The organism is Erythrobacter litoralis HTCC2594 (assembly GCF_000013005.1).
Taxonomy (GTDB): Bacteria; Pseudomonadota; Alphaproteobacteria; order Sphingomonadales; family Sphingomonadaceae; genus Parerythrobacter; species Parerythrobacter litoralis_A.
This window is the reverse complement of record NC_007722.1, coordinates 1,299,703-1,314,706: the sequence shown is the minus strand read 5'-3', so window position 1 is coordinate 1,314,706 and position 15,004 is coordinate 1,299,703. Positions and strand designations below refer to the sequence as shown.

Sequence of the window (15,004 nt, the reverse complement as noted above, 5' to 3'; positions counted from 1 at the left end):
GCGCTAGATGGTCCTCGGGTCGATAGAGGGCAAGCAATTAGTCTTCGGGAAGAAATTCGCCCGTGTCTTCGTCGAGCGAATAGAGCACCCCTTCCTTGATCGAGAAGTGCGCCCCGCGCAGCTTGATTTCGCCAGCCGTCTCCTTTTCGGCGACCCACGGAAACGTGCGCAGATTGGCCAGGCTTTGACGGACGGCGGCGAACTCCATCGCCAATTCCGCCTCGCGACCCGATGTCCCGTGTTTCTCTGCCACCGGTTTCCGGGCTTCGTCGAGAAGTTTGATCCAGTTGGCGACGAATCCGCCCTCGCCGGGAGAGGCGGCGGCAAGATTTTCCGTCAGTGCCGCCTTGCAACCGCCGCAGCGGCCGTGTCCCATGACCAGGATCTGCTTCACCTCCAGCATCTGCACGGCGAACTCGACCGCGGCCGATACCCCATGGAGACCCGGCGTCGTCTCGAATGGCGGCACGAGCGCGGCGACATTGCGGACCACAAAGATCTCGCCCGGATCGACATCGAAGATTTGCGCCGGATCGACGCGGCTGTCGCTGCAGCCGATGATCATCAGCTTAGGGTGCTGGCCTTCCATGGCCGTTTCCTCGAACCGCGCGCGCTGGCGCGGGTAGGTGCCTTCGCGAAAGCGACGGTAGCCTCTTAGCAGCTCGGCATATTCGGGCATCTGTCCCTCCCTCAATGGAGAGGCGCCGATACCTAGAAGCGCTCCCCCCGGATAACCTGTACGTCCCACATGCTCAGGATGAATCCATATTTCGTAAGCACGGGGGCGAGGTCTTCCGCAAGCGCCATGGCCTTGTCTTCCGCAGCTATCGTTAGCACGATGACCTTGTCCGTGCCCATCACGCGTTCTTCGCGCCAATGGCCGTCGCTGCCCTTGCCGGACAATACCGGTGTGACCGACCAACCGGTGATGTCTGCGCGCTCGATGGCATCGGTCACGCGCGTGAGAAGCGCCGTGTCGGCAAGGATTTCGATGCGTTTGCGGGTTACGGTCTCGATCATGGCGCGCCTGCTCCCATTCCGGCGATCATCGTAGCGAAAGCGCTGATGAGGCCGATGTTGATCAGGATGTTGAAGGGGAAGGTAATGCTGAGCGACATGGTGAGATAGATACCGGGGTCAGCCTCGGGCAGCGCCAGGCGCATCGCCGCCGGCACCGCGATGTAGCTCGCACTCGCGAACAGCACACCCAGGGCTGCTGCCGAACCGACGTCGAGTGCTATCAGCGTTCCAATGCCCGCTCCCAGAACACCGTTGATCAGTGGCAGGCCTATCGCGATCACTACCAATCGCCACGTCACCGAGCGGGCATCCATCATCCTGCGCGCCGCGATCAAACCCATGTCGAGCAGGAAGAGGCAAAGCACACCTTTGAAGCCTGCTTCGAAGAACGGACTGACCTCGGAAAAGCCGTCCGCCCCGCCGATCATGCCGATCGCGAAGGCACCCAATAGCAGGACGACGGAAGCGTTGAAGAAAACCTCGTGGAGCAGTTCGCCGGTCTTCTGTTCGTTGTCGCCACCGAGGCCGCGCGCGAGCAGCAGACCGGTAAGAATTGCCGGCGTTTCCATCGCCGCCATGACCGCGACCATATAGCCACCCGGCGGCTTGCCCTGCAATTCCAGCACTTCGACCGCCGTCACGAAGGTCACCACACTGACCGAGCCGTAATGCGCTGCGACGGCACCGGCATTGATCCGGTCGAGCCTGCCGATCGTCTTGAGGACGGCATTGGCGAAAAAGGGAATGAGGAAACTCGCGGCGATGCCTGCTGCCAGGGCCGCCAGCACCGTGCCATCGATCCCCGATTTCGAAACCGCCACGCCGCCTTTGAGGCCGATGGCCGCCATCAGGTAGAGCGACATGCCCTTTGCAATCGCTTCCGGAATGGCGAGGTCCGAGCGGGCGAAAGCGGCCAATATGCCGAGCACGAAGAAAAGGACGACCGGCGAAGTGAAGGTCTGGATCAGTGTCGGGTCCATGGCACCGCTGCTAGCCAAACGCTTCGTTTGTGACAATCGTGCAACTTCGATTGCGGTGGAAGCTATCGCGCGGATTGAGAATAGCTATGCGGACCGGAACGGCAGCCCCGTACCATTGCGTGGTACACCCAGTTTCCCTAGATGGGCGGCATGAACGATCTCTCCTCCACGCCCGCCCCGGAAGGGGATCGCCCGGCGCGCCAGCGCAAGCCGGACTGGATCCGGGTCAAGGCGCCTGTCAGCAAGGGCTATCACGAGACGCGCAAGCTGATGCGCGAACTCAACCTCAATACGGTGTGCGAGGAAGCGGCCTGCCCCAATATCGGCGAGTGCTGGACCAAGAAGCACGCGACGGTGATGATCCTCGGTGACGTATGCACGCGCGCCTGCGCCTTCTGCAACGTCAAGACCGGTATGCCGCGGATCGTCGATCCGATGGAGCCCGAGAATACGGCCATCGCGGCGGCAAAGATGGGGCTCCAGCACATCGTCATCACCAGCGTCGATCGCGACGACCTGCCCGATGGTGGCGCGGGACAGTTTGTGAAAGTGATCGAGGCACTGCGCCGCGAGACTCCCGATACCACAATCGAGATATTGACCCCCGATTTCCGCGGCAAGATGCGCGCTGCCGTGGAGGCAATTTGCGAAGCCGGGCCGGACGTTTACAACCATAACCTCGAAACCGTGCCGCGGCTTTACCCGACGATCCGCCCGGGTGCGCGCTATTACGCGTCGCTGCGCCTGCTTGAAGAAGTGAAGAGCCACGATCCGATGATCTTCACCAAGTCGGGGATCATGCTCGGCCTGGGCGAGCAGCGGCTCGAGGTTCATCAGGTCATGGATGATATGCGCAGCGCCGATGTCGACTTCATCACCATGGGGCAATATCTTCAGCCGACGCCCAAGCATGCCAAGGTGGAGGATTTCGTGACCCCGAAGGCATTCGACGCGTTCGGTGCCATCGCCCGTGCCAAGGGGTTCCTGCAGGTCGCCTCCAGCCCGTTGACCCGGTCGAGCTATCACGCCGGCGACGATTTCGCCGAGATGCGCGCAGCGCGCGAAGCGAAGCTCGCGAAGGAGCGCGAAAGGGCGCAGGGTTAGTGCCGGGCATTCGCGACAAGCGGCACCTGCCTTACACGCCCGAGCAGATGTACGATCTGGTGGCCGATGTCAGTCGCTACGAGGAGTTCCTGCCGTGGGTTATCGCCACCCGCGTGCGCAGCGATACCGACACCGAAATGGTCGCCGACATGGTGGTCGGCTTCAAGAACCTGCGCGAGCGTTTCACCTCGCGGGTCGAGAAGGAACGGCCCGATTTCATCCGTGTCCACTATGTCGACGGGCCGCTGCGCGACCTAGATAATACGTGGCAGTTCTCACCGTACGGCGAGCAAAGCTGCACCGTCGATTTCTGCGTCGATTTCTCTTTCAAGAACCGCGTGTTCGAGGCCGTAGCCGGGCAATATTTCGACCGCGCCTTCCGCCGCATGGTCGAAGCTTTCGAAGCGCGTGCCGCGGACCTTTACGGCAGCAACAGTTCCAGCGCGCAAATCGTCGCCTGACGGCGGATTTCGGCGCGACCGAGATCACCGAAGCTCTTGAGCTCGCCCTCTGGCTCACCGTCCTGGCCCCGCCGGACGCGTGCGAATACCACTGTGCCCACCGGCTTGGTTACTGTCCCGCCGCCCGGGCCCGCCACACCGCTGATCGCTACCGCAACATCGGCCTTGCTGTTGTCGAGCGCGCCTTTGGCCATGGCCCACACGCATGCGATGGAGACAGCGCCGAAGGTTTCGATGATGTCGCTGGGTACCCCCAGCATCTCCATCTTGGCTTCGTTCGAATAGGTCACGAAGCCGCGGTCGAGCACAGCCGAGGAGCCGGGAATTTCGGTCAGTGCACCAGCGACCAGGCCGCCGGTGCAGCTTTCGGCGGTGACGACCATTCGGCCTGCCTCGGCATTTGCCTCGACGACCTTTTTCGCGAGTTCGTCGATGTCCTGCGGAAGGAGATTGTCCGCCATTATTCAGGCACGTAGGGACAAACGGTCGGTTTTTTGACGTCTGCCACGTCCATCAGAAAGCTGACGAGGCCCCCGACATTCTCTGGAGGCAACGGCGCGATCAGCGACAAGCCGCGCTCGATTTTGGTGCAATCGGTCAGCTTGAGGTCCTTGGCGAATTCGTTCGCGATGATGCCGTCGACCAGCGGCCGGATCGATTCCGGCGGCAGTTCCGAAGTCAGCGCAAGGAAACTCGCCGCTTCTTCGTTGTCGCCGGTAAACGAATCGAGCACACGCATGGCCGCCGGAAACTTGTCGGCCTGCAACGGTTCGAACTGCGCGATCATGGTATCTCCCTGCGTTGCCATGAACCCGTTGGGTGCGAGTTGCGACGCGCAGCGTTTCTGGAAAGACTCGCTCAATACGGGCACAAAGTAGACGACTGCATCAGACAGGTCCTGCTGATCGATACAGGCTTGTGCCTGCGCGGCCTGCGAGCCAGCCAGTGCGGCCAAGGCGACAGCGGTTTTCGCCAGCTTTGTGAGCGATTTGTTCATGCGGGGGTGTCCTTTCTGACCACGGTCGCAGCGGCTTGTGCCGCAATACCTTCGCCGCGCCCGGTAAAGCCGAGCTTTTCGGTGGTGGTTGCCTTCACGCTAATCGCATCGGGCGATGTCGCCAAGAGCTCTGCGATGCGCTGACCCATGGCGTCTCGATGCGGGCCGATCCTGGGCGCTTCGCATATGATGGTGAGGTCGATGTTGCCGACGCGGTAGCCTGCCTCGTCGACAAGCTTCGCGGCGTGCTCGATGAAGGCCGAAGAAGCCGCGCCCTTCCATTGCGGATCGCTGGGCGGGAAATGATCGCCGATATCGCCCTTACCGATCGCACCCAACAAGGCATCGACGATCGCGTGCAGCGCGACATCGGCGTCGCTGTGACCGGCCAAGCCTTTGTCGTGTTCGAGCCTGATCCCGCCGAGCCACAGTTCCTCGCCCGCTTCGAGCTTGTGTACGTCGAAGCCGGTGCCGACCCGCACCGGGAGCAAATCTGCCATGAAATCCTCCGCAAAGGTCAGCTTCTTGAGCGCTTCGTCTCCTTCAACGAGCGCGATGTCGCCACCGTGCGCCATCAGGACCTGCGCATCGTCTCCGGCATCGGTGGCACCGGTCCACGCGCGGTGTGCGGCCAGGATATCGGAAAAGCGAAAGCCTTGCGGGGTCTGCACCCGGCGCAGGCTCTCGCGATCGGCCTTGTCAGCCATGCGCTCTCCCGCTGCCACGGCGAGGCTGTCGACGACAGGGAGTACGGGAATGGCCCCGCCGCTTTCGTCTAGGCCATGCAGCACTCGCTCTATGACCGGTGTCGGCAGGATGGCTCTGGCCGCGTCATGGATCAGAACCCGTTCTGGCGGGACGGAACTCAGCCTTTCCAGCGCTGCCCGGACCGAGTCCTGTCGCGTTTGCCCTCCGGTCACGAATACGACTTCGGTGATGCCGTCGAGAGCTTTTGCCGCGACGTCCCCGGCGTGGTCTGGAATGGCCACCACGATAGGGTCGGCGCCTGCCGCGCGCAAACTCTCGACCGAGTGCCGCAGCACGGGCTTTCCACGCCAGGTCGCAAACTGCTTCGGCACAGGCTGCCCCGCACGCAGTCCCTTGCCCGCGGCGACGACGATTGCAGCGAAGGAGGGGAGGGGACTCGGCGTGGCCATGTGCCATGCGCGCTACCGCCTTGCGCCTGCGCTCGCAATCCACTAGATGCTGCCCAAATTTTAGGCATATCGCAGCGCAGCATGAGCGAACTTCCTTCCCCTCCGGCCCTGAAGCCGATCCAGGTCGGCCCGGTCACGATCGACACGCCGGTCGTGCTTGCGCCGATGACGGGCGTGACCGACCTGCCGTTCCGCACGCTCGTTCGTCGCTTTGGCTCGGGCCTCAACGTCACCGAGATGATCGCCAGCGAAGCGGCCATTCGCGAGACGCGCCAGTCGGTGCAGAAGGCCGCGTGGGACAAGACCGAAGACCCTGTCTCGATGCAGCTCGTCGGCTGCGACCCGGTCTCGATGGGAGAGGCCGCCAAGCTGCAGGAAGACAACGGCGCAGCGATCATCGACATCAATTTCGGCTGTCCGGTGCGCAAGGTGGTCGGCCAGCTCGCGGGCAGCGCCTTGATGCGCGAAGTCCCGCTTGCGACAAGGCTGATGGAAGCGACCGTCAATGCTGTCGACGTTCCGGTCACGGTCAAGATGCGGATGGGCTGGGATCACGCCAGCCTCAATGCGCCCGAGCTCGCGCGCATCGCTGAGGATCTGGGCGTCCAGATGATCACCGTTCACGGTCGCACCCGCAACCAGATGTACAAGGGAAGCGCCGACTGGTCCTTCATTCGCAAGGTCAAGGACGCGGTCTCGATCCCCGTCATCGTGAACGGCGATATCTGCGGGATCGAGGACGCGGCCAACGCGCTGGAACAGTCTGGCGCCGACGGGTTGATGATCGGGCGCGGAGCCTATGGCAAGCCGTGGCTGCTCGCGCAGGTCATGCATTGGTGGAAGACCGGCGACAGGCTCGAAAGTCCGGATTTCGACTTGCAATACGAAACGCTGGTCGAACATTACGGGCGCATGCTCGATCACTATGGCCGTGAAGTCGGCACCAAGATCGCCCGCAAGCATCTGGGCTGGTACACCAAGGGCATGCACGGCTCGGCCGAATTCCGCAATTTCGTCAATTTCATCGACGATCCCGACCAGGTTCTGGGCGAGATCGAGCGGTTCTACACGCCCTTCCTGCAGCGGCGGGCGGCGTGAGCGACGCGCCCGCGCGGCCCGATCCGCGCGCGCAAATCGCCGGGATGGTCTTTGCCGTGTTGCTGATCGACCCGGACGCCGTCATCGCCGAAGTGAACCCTGCCGCAGAGGACCTGCTCGGGCGCAGCGCGCGCAAGCTGCTCGGCGCAAACCTGTTCGATGCCATCGAAATTACCGACGAGCGCGTTTCGGAGCGGATGGCGACGGGCGATTCCATGCTCACCGCGCGCGGCCTCCCGATCGGTACGCCCGGCGGGGCGCGGCAGGTCAATCTCACCATGTCGCCGCTCTCGACCCATCCGGGCTGGAGGATCGTCACGCTATCCGAGATCGGCCAGGCCGATATGGATCGCGGCTATGACGAGACCGCTTTCGCCGCCCCCTCGGTGCTGGCGCACGAGATCAAGAACCCGCTGTCCGCCATTCGCGGGGCCGGGCAGCTGCTTGTGCGCAAACTGCCGGAAAGCGAGCGGCCCTTTGCGCTCCTGATCGCCAAGGAAGTCGATCGCATCGCGCGGCTCGTCGACCGGATGCAGGCGCTCGGCAGCCGCAGTTCGGATCCGATGGAGGAAGTCAATCTGCACGAGATAGTCCGCGCGGCGCTCACAGTCGTCCGTTCTGCCGACGATCGCGGCGTGCAGTTCGAGGAAGAGTTCGATCCCTCGCTGCCCAAGGTATGGGCCAGCCCGGATACGCTCCAGCAGGTACTGATCAATCTGCTCAGCAATGCCCGCGATGCCTGCGCAGACGGGGATGAAGGGGGGACGGTGACAGTCCGCACCCGGTTCGTCAGTGGGCTGGTGATGAACATGCTGAGACCCGGACGCTCGGTGCGCTTGCCGATCGAGCTGACGGTGATCGACAACGGGCCGGGGATCGATCCGCACCTGGGCGATCGCGTGTTCGAACCCTTCGTGACCTCGAAGAAGGGCGGGCAGGGCCTGGGGCTTGCCCTCGTCCGCAAGCTGGTGGCCGACATGGATGGTCGTATCGCTTACGAGCGCGACCGCGTCGCCGAACTGACCAATTTCCGCATCAACCTCGCCATGGCACCGAAGGAGCCGACATGAGCGATCCCATTCTCGTGGTCGAAGACGACGAAAGCATCGCCACCGTCATCGTCAGTGCGCTCGAGGGCGAGGGCTATGCCGTCGACCAGTGCGCCTCGATCGCCCGGCGCGACGACTTGCTCGCCGCGCGAAACTACGCGGCGATGCTCACCGACGTGATCCTGGAGGATGGCGACGGCATTGCTTCGCTCGACCGGGTGCGGGCGGCGCATTCCGCCATGCCGATCATCATCCTGTCGGCGCAGAACACGCTCGATACGGCTGTGCGGGCGAGCGAAAACGATGCCTTTGAATATTTTCCCAAGCCTTTCGACCTCGAAGAACTGATCCGCGCGGTCCGCCAGGCGGCCGGGGCGGGCAAGCAGGAACGACCGCTCGAAATCGACGATGCCAGCGCGCTGCCGCTGGTCGGTCGGAGCAAGGCGATGCAGGGCGTTTTCCGGATGATAACCCGCGTCCTGCGCAACGATCTCACAGTCTTGGTGCTGGGGGAATCCGGGACCGGCAAGGAATTGGTGGCCGAGGCTATCCACCAGCTTGGCGCACGCAAGACCGGACCGTTCGTGGCTGTCAACGCCGCCGCGATCCCTCGCGAACTGATCGAGAGCGAATTGTTCGGGCACGAGAAGGGCGCATTCACCGGCGCGGTCAATCAGGCCATCGGCAAGTTCGAACAGGCCAACGGCGGGACGCTGTTTCTCGACGAAATCGGCGACATGCCCATCGAAGCGCAGACGCGGTTGCTGCGTGCGCTCCAATCGGGCCGCATCCGCCGAGTTGGCGGGCGGCAGGATGTTGCGGTCAATGTGCGCATCGTGGCTGCAACCAATCGCGACCTCGCACCCATGATTGCCAGCGGGCAATTCCGCGAGGATCTGTACTACCGTCTCAACGTAGTGCCGATCGAACTGCCGCCGCTGCGCGCGCGGCGTGACGATATCGGGGCTCTGACGCGGCATTTCCTCGCGCTTGCAGCCGACGAAGGCCTTCCGCTACGCACGATCGACGAAGCTGCCATTGCAGTGCTGGAGCGTCAGCCCTGGCGGGGCAATGTCAGGGAATTGCGCAACCTCGTCTATCGGCTTGCCCTGCTGGCCCGCAACGACGTGATCGATGCGGAACTGGCGGAAGAGGTGCTCGATCACGAAGGCGGGCCCTCGACCATGGAGGGGCCTTCGTCGGTCGATCGCGCCATGCTCGACTGGATCGAAGAAAACCGGCCCGCGCCCGGGGCACTCTATCGCGCGGCGTCGGCGGCGTTCGAGAAACCGCTGTTCGAGCATGCGCTGCGCGCCACCGCCGGAAACCAGCTGCGGGCAGCGGAATTGCTCGGGATCAACCGCAACACGCTGCGCAAGAGACTGGGCGAACTCGGTATCGTCGCCGAGACGTTCTCTCCACGGGGCTAGTTGCAGAAAAGCAACAAATTTCGCTTGCATATGGGCAACACCGTCGTTGTAACTGCGCAACGATGCAGGACGGGGACCAGACAGTTCAGCGCAGCCCGCGCTGGTGGCGACAATTCGTCGTCGCGTCGCGCCGCGCCAACCTGTTCCGCTATCTCGAACTAGCCTGCCTGCTGGGCGTGATCGGCATGATCGCGCTGACCTATGCCACGTTCACCGGTGCTCCGCCCGACGGGCAGTTGCTGCCGACCCAGCAGGTCACGAGCCTGCTGGTGGGTACGCTGGTGCCATCGATCGCATTGCTGGTCCTTCTGGGCAGGCGGCTAGCATTGCGCCGCGCGGCGGGCAGTACCGCACGGTTGCACGTGCGACTGGTGGCGCTGTTCTCGATCATCGCCGCCGTGCCGACGCTTATGGTGGCAGGCTTCGCGGCCTTCCTGTTCCAGTCGGGCGTGGATTTCTGGTTCTCCGGCCAGTCGCGCGGGATGATGGATAACGTCAACAGTCTCGCCGAAGGCTATTTCGAGCAGAACCAGCTCGACGTCGCGCAGCAAACGCAGGCGATGGCGAGCGACATGCTGTTCCTGCTCGAAGGGCGCGATGCAGAAGACCTGACGAGCGAGGAGTTTCTGGAGGATTACACCTACCATATGCAGGCGCGCGAGCTGAACGAGTCCGCGATCATGCAGGTATTTTCCGACGGACGCATCAACACCGCGTTTGCGTACGGCCTGGTCGAAGGCAACGATCCTGCCGAAGCGACGGCAGATGCGCTGGAGATCTATCGCCGCGGTGAAACGCAGGCGGTGTTCGCCAATGGCCAGCGGATAGAAGCGGTATTCCCGATCGACCGGCAGGCGGGTGTCTATCTCTACAACGCGCGGACGTCGGAATCGGCGGCGTTCAGCCAGTGGGAGCAGGCGAGCGACGTGGTCGCATCGTATCAGCAACTGACGACGCGGGCGCGCGCGTTGCAATTGCGGTTCAACCTGGCGCTGTTCTTCGTTTCGCTGTCGCTGGTCGGGCTGGCAGTGTGGTTTGCGCTGCGCTTCGCGGACCGTCAGGTCGAGCCGTTGACGGACCTTGTTGCCGCTGCACGCAAGGTCGGCGCGGGGAATTTCGCGCTGCGTGTCGAAGGGCGTACCGGGGCGGACGAAATCGGCCTGCTCAATCGGGCCTTCAACCGAATGACGGCTCAGCTCGAAAAGCAGACCGATGCACTCGTGTCTGCGAACCAGCAGCTCGGCGACCGGCGCGCCTTCATCGAAACGGTGCTCGAATCCGTGACGGCGGGCGTCATCTCGACCGACGCCAGTGGCAAGGTCCTGCTGATGAACTCGTCGGCGCAGAGCCTTTTGCTGGAGGACCCGGACACCGCCGTCCGCGGCGAGGCGCTGGAGGAATTTGCGCCTGAGATGGCCAAGCTGGCGCAGGCCGGTGTCGAAAAGGGCATCATTAACGTGTCGAACGGTGCCGAGCTTTTGACGCTGGCCGTCAAGCTCGCGCCCGCATCCGGCGGCCACGTGATCACGTTCGAGGACATCACCCGCCAGTTGCTCGATCAGCGTCAGGCGGCATGGTCCGACGTGGCGCGCCGCATTGCGCACGAAATCAAGAACCCGCTCACGCCGATCCAGCTTGCCACGGAGCGCTTGAAGCGTCGCTATCGCAAGCAGATCGAGGCCGATGGCGAATTGTTCGACGAACTCACATCCACCATTGTCCGGCAGGTCGGGGCCCTGCGGACCATGGTCGACGAATTTTCGTCCTTCGCGCGGTTGCCGAAACCGGTGTTCCGGCCCGAAGATGCGCTCGACCTGTTGCGGCAATCCCTGTTTTTGCAGGAAGTCGGCCATCCCTCGATCGACTTCGCGCTCAACCAGCAGGTCGAAGGGCCGCTCGTAATCGAGTGCGATCGCCACCAGTTCGGACAGGCGCTGACCAATGTGCTCAAGAATGCCGCCGAAGCGGTAGATGCGCGGGCGAAGATGGCCGATGTTGACTTTCGCGGCCGCATCGCCGTCACGATCTCGGCAGACGATGAAGGTATCGAAATCGCTGTCGAGGACAACGGGGTCGGCCTGCCGCAGGACCGCGAGCGGATCGTCGAACCCTATATGACCACGCGCGAGCAGGGCACAGGGCTCGGCCTGGCGATCGTCAACAAGATCGTCGAGGAGCATGGGGGCGACATGAGTTTCGCGGCCGCCGAAAACGGCGGGACCTGCGTCACGCTGCGCTTCGCGCGCCGTCCCTCCGTGCCGGAAAGCGAGGCCGCCGAATGATGCGCACATATCCCGAGCTTGAAAATGAGGAGACGCTGTAATGGCGCTCGATATCCTGGTCGTCGACGATGAACGCGATATTCGCGAACTGGTGTCCGGCGTGCTCAGCGACGAAGGCTATGAATGCCGGACCGCAGGCGACAGCAACAGCGCGCTGCAAATGTTCGATGAGCGTCGGCCTAGCGTCGTGCTGCTCGACGTATGGCTGCACGGAAGCGCGATGGACGGGTTGGAAGTGCTGGACGTCATCAAGGAGCGCGAGCCCGACCTGCCGGTGATCATCTTCTCCGGACACGGCAATATCGATACCGCCGTGTCCGCTGTGGGCCGCGGGGCGATGGACTTCATCGAAAAGCCGTTCGAAGCCTCCCGCCTGTTGCATCTTGTGTCGCGGGCAACCGAAACGCAGCGGTTGCGGCGCGAAAACGTCCGCTTGCGCCAGGGCTTCACCGGCGGAGAGGAGTTCACCGGAAACTCGTCTGCGATCAACCAGGTGCGCGCGACGCTCAAACGGGTTGCCAATACCGGGAGCCGGGTGCTTATCTCGGGTCCGGCAGGGGCGGGCAAGGAAGTGGCCGCGCGGCTGTTGCATAGCTGGAGCCCTCGGGCCGATCATCCCTTCGTGATCGTCAACTCCGCGCGCATCACCCCCGAACGTTTCGAGCAGGAGCTGTTCGGCGAGGAAGCCGAAGGAAAGCTGGTGCGGCCGGGCCTGCTGGAACTGGCCGACGGGGGGACGCTCTATCTTGACGAAGTGGCCGACATGCCGCTGTCGACGCAGGCGCGGATCCTGCGCGTCCTGACCGATCAGAGCTTCGTGCGCGTCGGCGGAAATCGTCAGATCGGGGTCGACGTTCGCGTGGTATCCTCGACCGCGCGCGACCTGCAGGTCGAAATCGACGAGAAGAACTTCCGCGAGGACCTGTTCTACCGGCTCAACGTGGTGCCGGTCACCATCCCTTCGCTATCGGAGCGGCGCGACGACGTGCCCGCGCTGGCGGAGCATTTCTTCACGCGCTACGCGGCGGAACAGGGCATCCCGGCGCCGGAAATCAGCGAGGAAGCGATGGCGGCGCTCCAGGCCTATGACTGGCCGGGGAACGTGCGCCAGTTGCGCAATGTCGTGGAGCGGACCGTTATCCTGTCGCCGCGCGACCGGATGGAGGAAGTCCAGCCCGACATGCTCCCCAGCGAAGTAACCTCGGGCAAGCTCGGGGGAGGGACGGGCATGACCAATCTCATGGGCGTGCCGTTGCGAGAAGCGCGCGAAAGCTTCGAGCGGGAATATCTCAGCATCCAGATTCGCCGCTTCTCGGGCAATATTTCAAAGACCGCGAGCTTTATCGGGATGGAGCGCTCGGCGCTCCACCGCAAGCTGAAGATTCTCGGCATGACCGAGCGCAAGAACGGCGATTGAAACGCACCGTCACCAACGGCTCACAAATGATTGCAAAATATCGCATTGAATTGATGCGATCTTGCGCACATAATTAAAGCCAGATTTCGGACGGGCGTCTCCGGGCGGTCGATCCTGATTGCGGGCTGGTGGGCCCGCCAACAAAAACGGAGACAATAATGTCCGCTGGAAACACCCTCTCCACGCGTCCGAAAGACGATAGCAAGGGCGGCAAGCAGCCGAACCTGCAGGACGCTTTTCTCAACATGTTGCGGCGCAACAAGACCCCTGTGACCGTGTTTCTAGTCAAGGGCGTCAAGCTGCAAGGCATCGTGACATGGTTCGACAATTTCTCCATGCTGCTGCGCCGCGATGGCCAGTCGCAGCTGGTCTACAAGCATGCAATCAGCACGATCATGCCGGGTCAGCCGATCGACGCCAGCCAGTTCGCCAGTCAGGACGGCAACAAGAAGCAGCGGTTGCTGCAGGATGTTTTCCTCAGCCGCGTGCGCGATGCCGGGGTGCAGGTGACGATGTTCCTCATCAACGGCGTCATGCTGCAGGGCCGGATCGGTGCGTATGATCTCTTCTGCGTGCTGCTGGAGCGTGACGGCTATGTCCAGCTCGCTTACAAACACGCCGTTTCGACGGTGCAGCCTGCCAGTGCGGTCGACCTGACCGACTGGGAAGAGGACGAAGAAGACTGAGCTTCGATGATGATCTGATGGGCGAAGTCTCGCGCGGGGCGCGGGCGCTCGTCGTGTGCCCGGACATCAGGCGCGAGAGCTACGATCTCGATCCGGACGCGCGCCTGGAGGAGATCACCGGGCTGACGCTGGCGATCGGTATCGAGGTTATCGAGAGCTACATCCTGCCGATCCGGCAGGTGCAGCCCAATACGCTGCTGGGCTCCGGCCAGGTCGAGCGCGTTTCAACCGATTGCGAATTGCACGAGATCGAGCTCGTCGTCATCGATGGCGCGCTCAGCCCGATCCAGCAGCGCAACCTCGAAGAGAAATTCAAACGCAAGGTCATCGACCGCACCGGGCTGATTTTGGAGATTTTCGGCGAACGCGCGGCGACGGCGGAAGGCCGCCTTCAGGTCGAGCTGGCGCATCTCGACTACCAACAGAGCCGCCTGGTGCGCAGCTGGACCCACCTGGAACGCCAGCGCGGCGGCTTCGGCTTCCTCGGCGGGCCGGGGGAGACCCAGATCGAGGCCGACCGCCGGATGATCCGCCAGCGCATGGGCCGCTTGCGCAAGGAGCTGGAGCAGGTGCGCAAGACCCGCGGCCTGCATCGCGAGCGGCGGGGGAGGGCTCCGTGGCCCGTCATCGCGCTGGTCGGTTACACCAATGCCGGCAAGTCGACGCTGTTCAACCGCCTGACCGGCGCGGAAGTGATGGCGGAAGACCTGCTGTTCGCAACGCTCGACCCGACCATGCGCGCGATTGCGTTGCCGGGCGTCGAGAAAGCGATCCTGTCCGATACGGTCGGCTTCATCTCCGACCTGCCGACGCAGCTGGTCGCCGCCTTCCGCGCGACGCTGGAAGAGGTGACGGCTGCCGACCTAATCCTGCATGTGCGCGATATCGCCAATTCCTCGAGCGCGGCGCAGAAGTCGCAGGTACTCGAGGTCCTGCAGGATCTCGGCGTGATCGACGGCGAGGACGGTGAGAGCAGCATTCCGATTCTCGAGGTCTGGAACAAATGGGACCTGCTCGATCAGGACAGCGCGGAGGAATTGTCCGGCGTGGCCGAGGGCGACGATAGCGTTATTCCCGTCTCAGCAGCCACCGGTTGGCATGTCGATGTGTTGCAGGAACGGCTCGGCCAGGTGCTGACGGCGCAGGCGCAGACGCGCGAATTCCTGCTATCGGTCTCCGAAGGTCGCAAAATCGCATGGCTGCATCAGCACGGCGACGTGCTGGCGGACGAGGATGGGGGCGAGGGCGACGAAGGCCCGATGCGCAAGCTGACTGTGCGGCTCAATCCCAAGGAACTGGGCCAGTACGAGACGCTTTAGCGCG

At 63.2% G+C, this 15,004-nt stretch carries 15 protein-coding genes; 9 read left to right on the top strand and 6 right to left on the bottom strand.

Annotated features, from left to right (window positions below):
• Window positions 1-37: 37 nt before the first annotated feature.
• Genes EL2594_RS06265 through EL2594_RS06255 form a run of 3 tightly spaced genes read right to left on the bottom strand, consistent with a single transcriptional unit; the run spans window position 38 to window position 2,000 of the window.
• The gene (locus tag EL2594_RS06265) at window positions 38-679 is read right to left on the bottom strand and encodes a carbonic anhydrase (protein WP_011414193.1); all 642 of its coding nucleotides are present in this window, start codon (window positions 677-679) and stop codon (window positions 38-40) included.
• A 32-nt stretch (window positions 680-711) separates the two neighbouring features.
• A complete protein-coding gene (locus tag EL2594_RS06260; RefSeq protein WP_011414192.1) occupies window positions 712-1,020 on the bottom strand; it encodes a P-II family nitrogen regulator in 309 nt (102 codons plus the stop codon).
• Window positions 1,017-2,000, bottom strand: a complete 984-nt coding sequence (locus tag EL2594_RS06255; protein WP_011414191.1) for a sodium-dependent bicarbonate transport family permease — start codon at window positions 1,998-2,000, stop codon at window positions 1,017-1,019. The genes EL2594_RS06260 and EL2594_RS06255 overlap by 4 nt, the downstream gene beginning before the upstream one ends.
• Window positions 2,001-2,150: 150 nt before the next feature.
• On the opposite strand from EL2594_RS06255, the gene lipA reads away from it, so the two are divergent.
• Window positions 2,151-3,104 (top strand): lipoyl synthase, encoded by a 954-nt coding sequence (gene lipA / locus EL2594_RS06250; protein WP_041685744.1) that lies wholly within the window; start codon window positions 2,151-2,153, stop codon window positions 3,102-3,104.
• The gene (locus EL2594_RS06245) at window positions 3,104-3,565 is read left to right on the top strand and encodes a type II toxin-antitoxin system RatA family toxin (RefSeq protein ID WP_011414189.1); all 462 of its coding nucleotides are present in this window, start codon (window positions 3,104-3,106) and stop codon (window positions 3,563-3,565) included. The genes lipA and EL2594_RS06245 overlap by 1 nt, the downstream gene beginning before the upstream one ends.
• Here EL2594_RS06245 and EL2594_RS06240 read toward each other — a convergent pair.
• The 3 genes from EL2594_RS06240 to EL2594_RS06230 are packed head-to-tail and all read right to left on the bottom strand — an operon-like array spanning window position 3,526 to window position 5,719.
• The gene (locus EL2594_RS06240; protein WP_011414188.1) at window positions 3,526-4,026 is read right to left on the bottom strand and encodes a CinA family protein; all 501 of its coding nucleotides are present in this window, start codon (window positions 4,024-4,026) and stop codon (window positions 3,526-3,528) included. The genes EL2594_RS06245 and EL2594_RS06240 overlap by 40 nt on opposite strands.
• Entirely contained in the window at window positions 4,026-4,562 is a 537-nt protein-coding gene (locus tag EL2594_RS06235) for a hypothetical protein (protein WP_011414187.1), read from the bottom strand. The genes EL2594_RS06240 and EL2594_RS06235 overlap by 1 nt, the downstream gene beginning before the upstream one ends.
• On the bottom strand, window positions 4,559-5,719 hold the full coding sequence (locus tag EL2594_RS06230) for a bifunctional 2-C-methyl-D-erythritol 4-phosphate cytidylyltransferase/2-C-methyl-D-erythritol 2,4-cyclodiphosphate synthase (RefSeq protein WP_011414186.1): 1,161 nt from the start codon (window positions 5,717-5,719) through the stop codon (window positions 4,559-4,561). Before EL2594_RS06230 ends, EL2594_RS06235 begins: the two co-directional genes overlap by 4 nt.
• 81 nt (window positions 5,720-5,800) lie before the next feature.
• Here EL2594_RS06230 and dusB point away from each other — a divergent pair, with 81 nt between their 5' ends.
• The 7 genes from dusB to hflX all read left to right on the top strand — a co-directional run bounded on the left by dusB (window position 5,801) and on the right by hflX (window position 15,000).
• Complete coding sequence (gene dusB, locus EL2594_RS06225; protein ID WP_011414185.1) at window positions 5,801-6,817, top strand: tRNA dihydrouridine synthase DusB; 1,017 nt, start codon at window positions 5,801-5,803, stop codon at window positions 6,815-6,817.
• A complete protein-coding gene (locus tag EL2594_RS06220) occupies window positions 6,814-7,887 on the top strand; it encodes a two-component system sensor histidine kinase NtrB (RefSeq protein WP_011414184.1) in 1,074 nt (357 codons plus the stop codon). Before dusB ends, EL2594_RS06220 begins: the two co-directional genes overlap by 4 nt.
• A complete protein-coding gene (locus tag EL2594_RS06215) occupies window positions 7,884-9,296 on the top strand; it encodes a sigma-54-dependent transcriptional regulator (protein WP_011414183.1) in 1,413 nt (470 codons plus the stop codon). The genes EL2594_RS06220 and EL2594_RS06215 overlap by 4 nt, the downstream gene beginning before the upstream one ends.
• Window positions 9,297-9,358: 62 nt before the next feature.
• Window positions 9,359-11,578 carry a sensor histidine kinase gene (locus EL2594_RS06210; protein ID WP_011414182.1) on the top strand — a complete coding sequence of 740 codons (2,220 nt, stop codon included), beginning with the start codon at window positions 9,359-9,361 and terminating at the stop codon, window positions 11,576-11,578.
• A gap of 40 nt (window positions 11,579-11,618) precedes the next feature.
• Entirely contained in the window at window positions 11,619-12,995 is a 1,377-nt protein-coding gene (locus tag EL2594_RS06205) for a sigma-54-dependent transcriptional regulator (protein WP_011414181.1), read from the top strand.
• Between the two features lie 158 nt (window positions 12,996-13,153).
• Complete coding sequence (hfq, locus tag EL2594_RS06200; RefSeq protein ID WP_011414180.1) at window positions 13,154-13,681, top strand: RNA chaperone Hfq; 528 nt, start codon at window positions 13,154-13,156, stop codon at window positions 13,679-13,681.
• Between the two features lie 17 nt (window positions 13,682-13,698).
• Window positions 13,699-15,000, top strand: coding sequence for a GTPase HflX (gene hflX / locus EL2594_RS06195; RefSeq protein ID WP_011414179.1), 1,302 nt, complete (start codon window positions 13,699-13,701; stop codon window positions 14,998-15,000).
• Window positions 15,001-15,004: the final 4 nt, after the last annotated feature.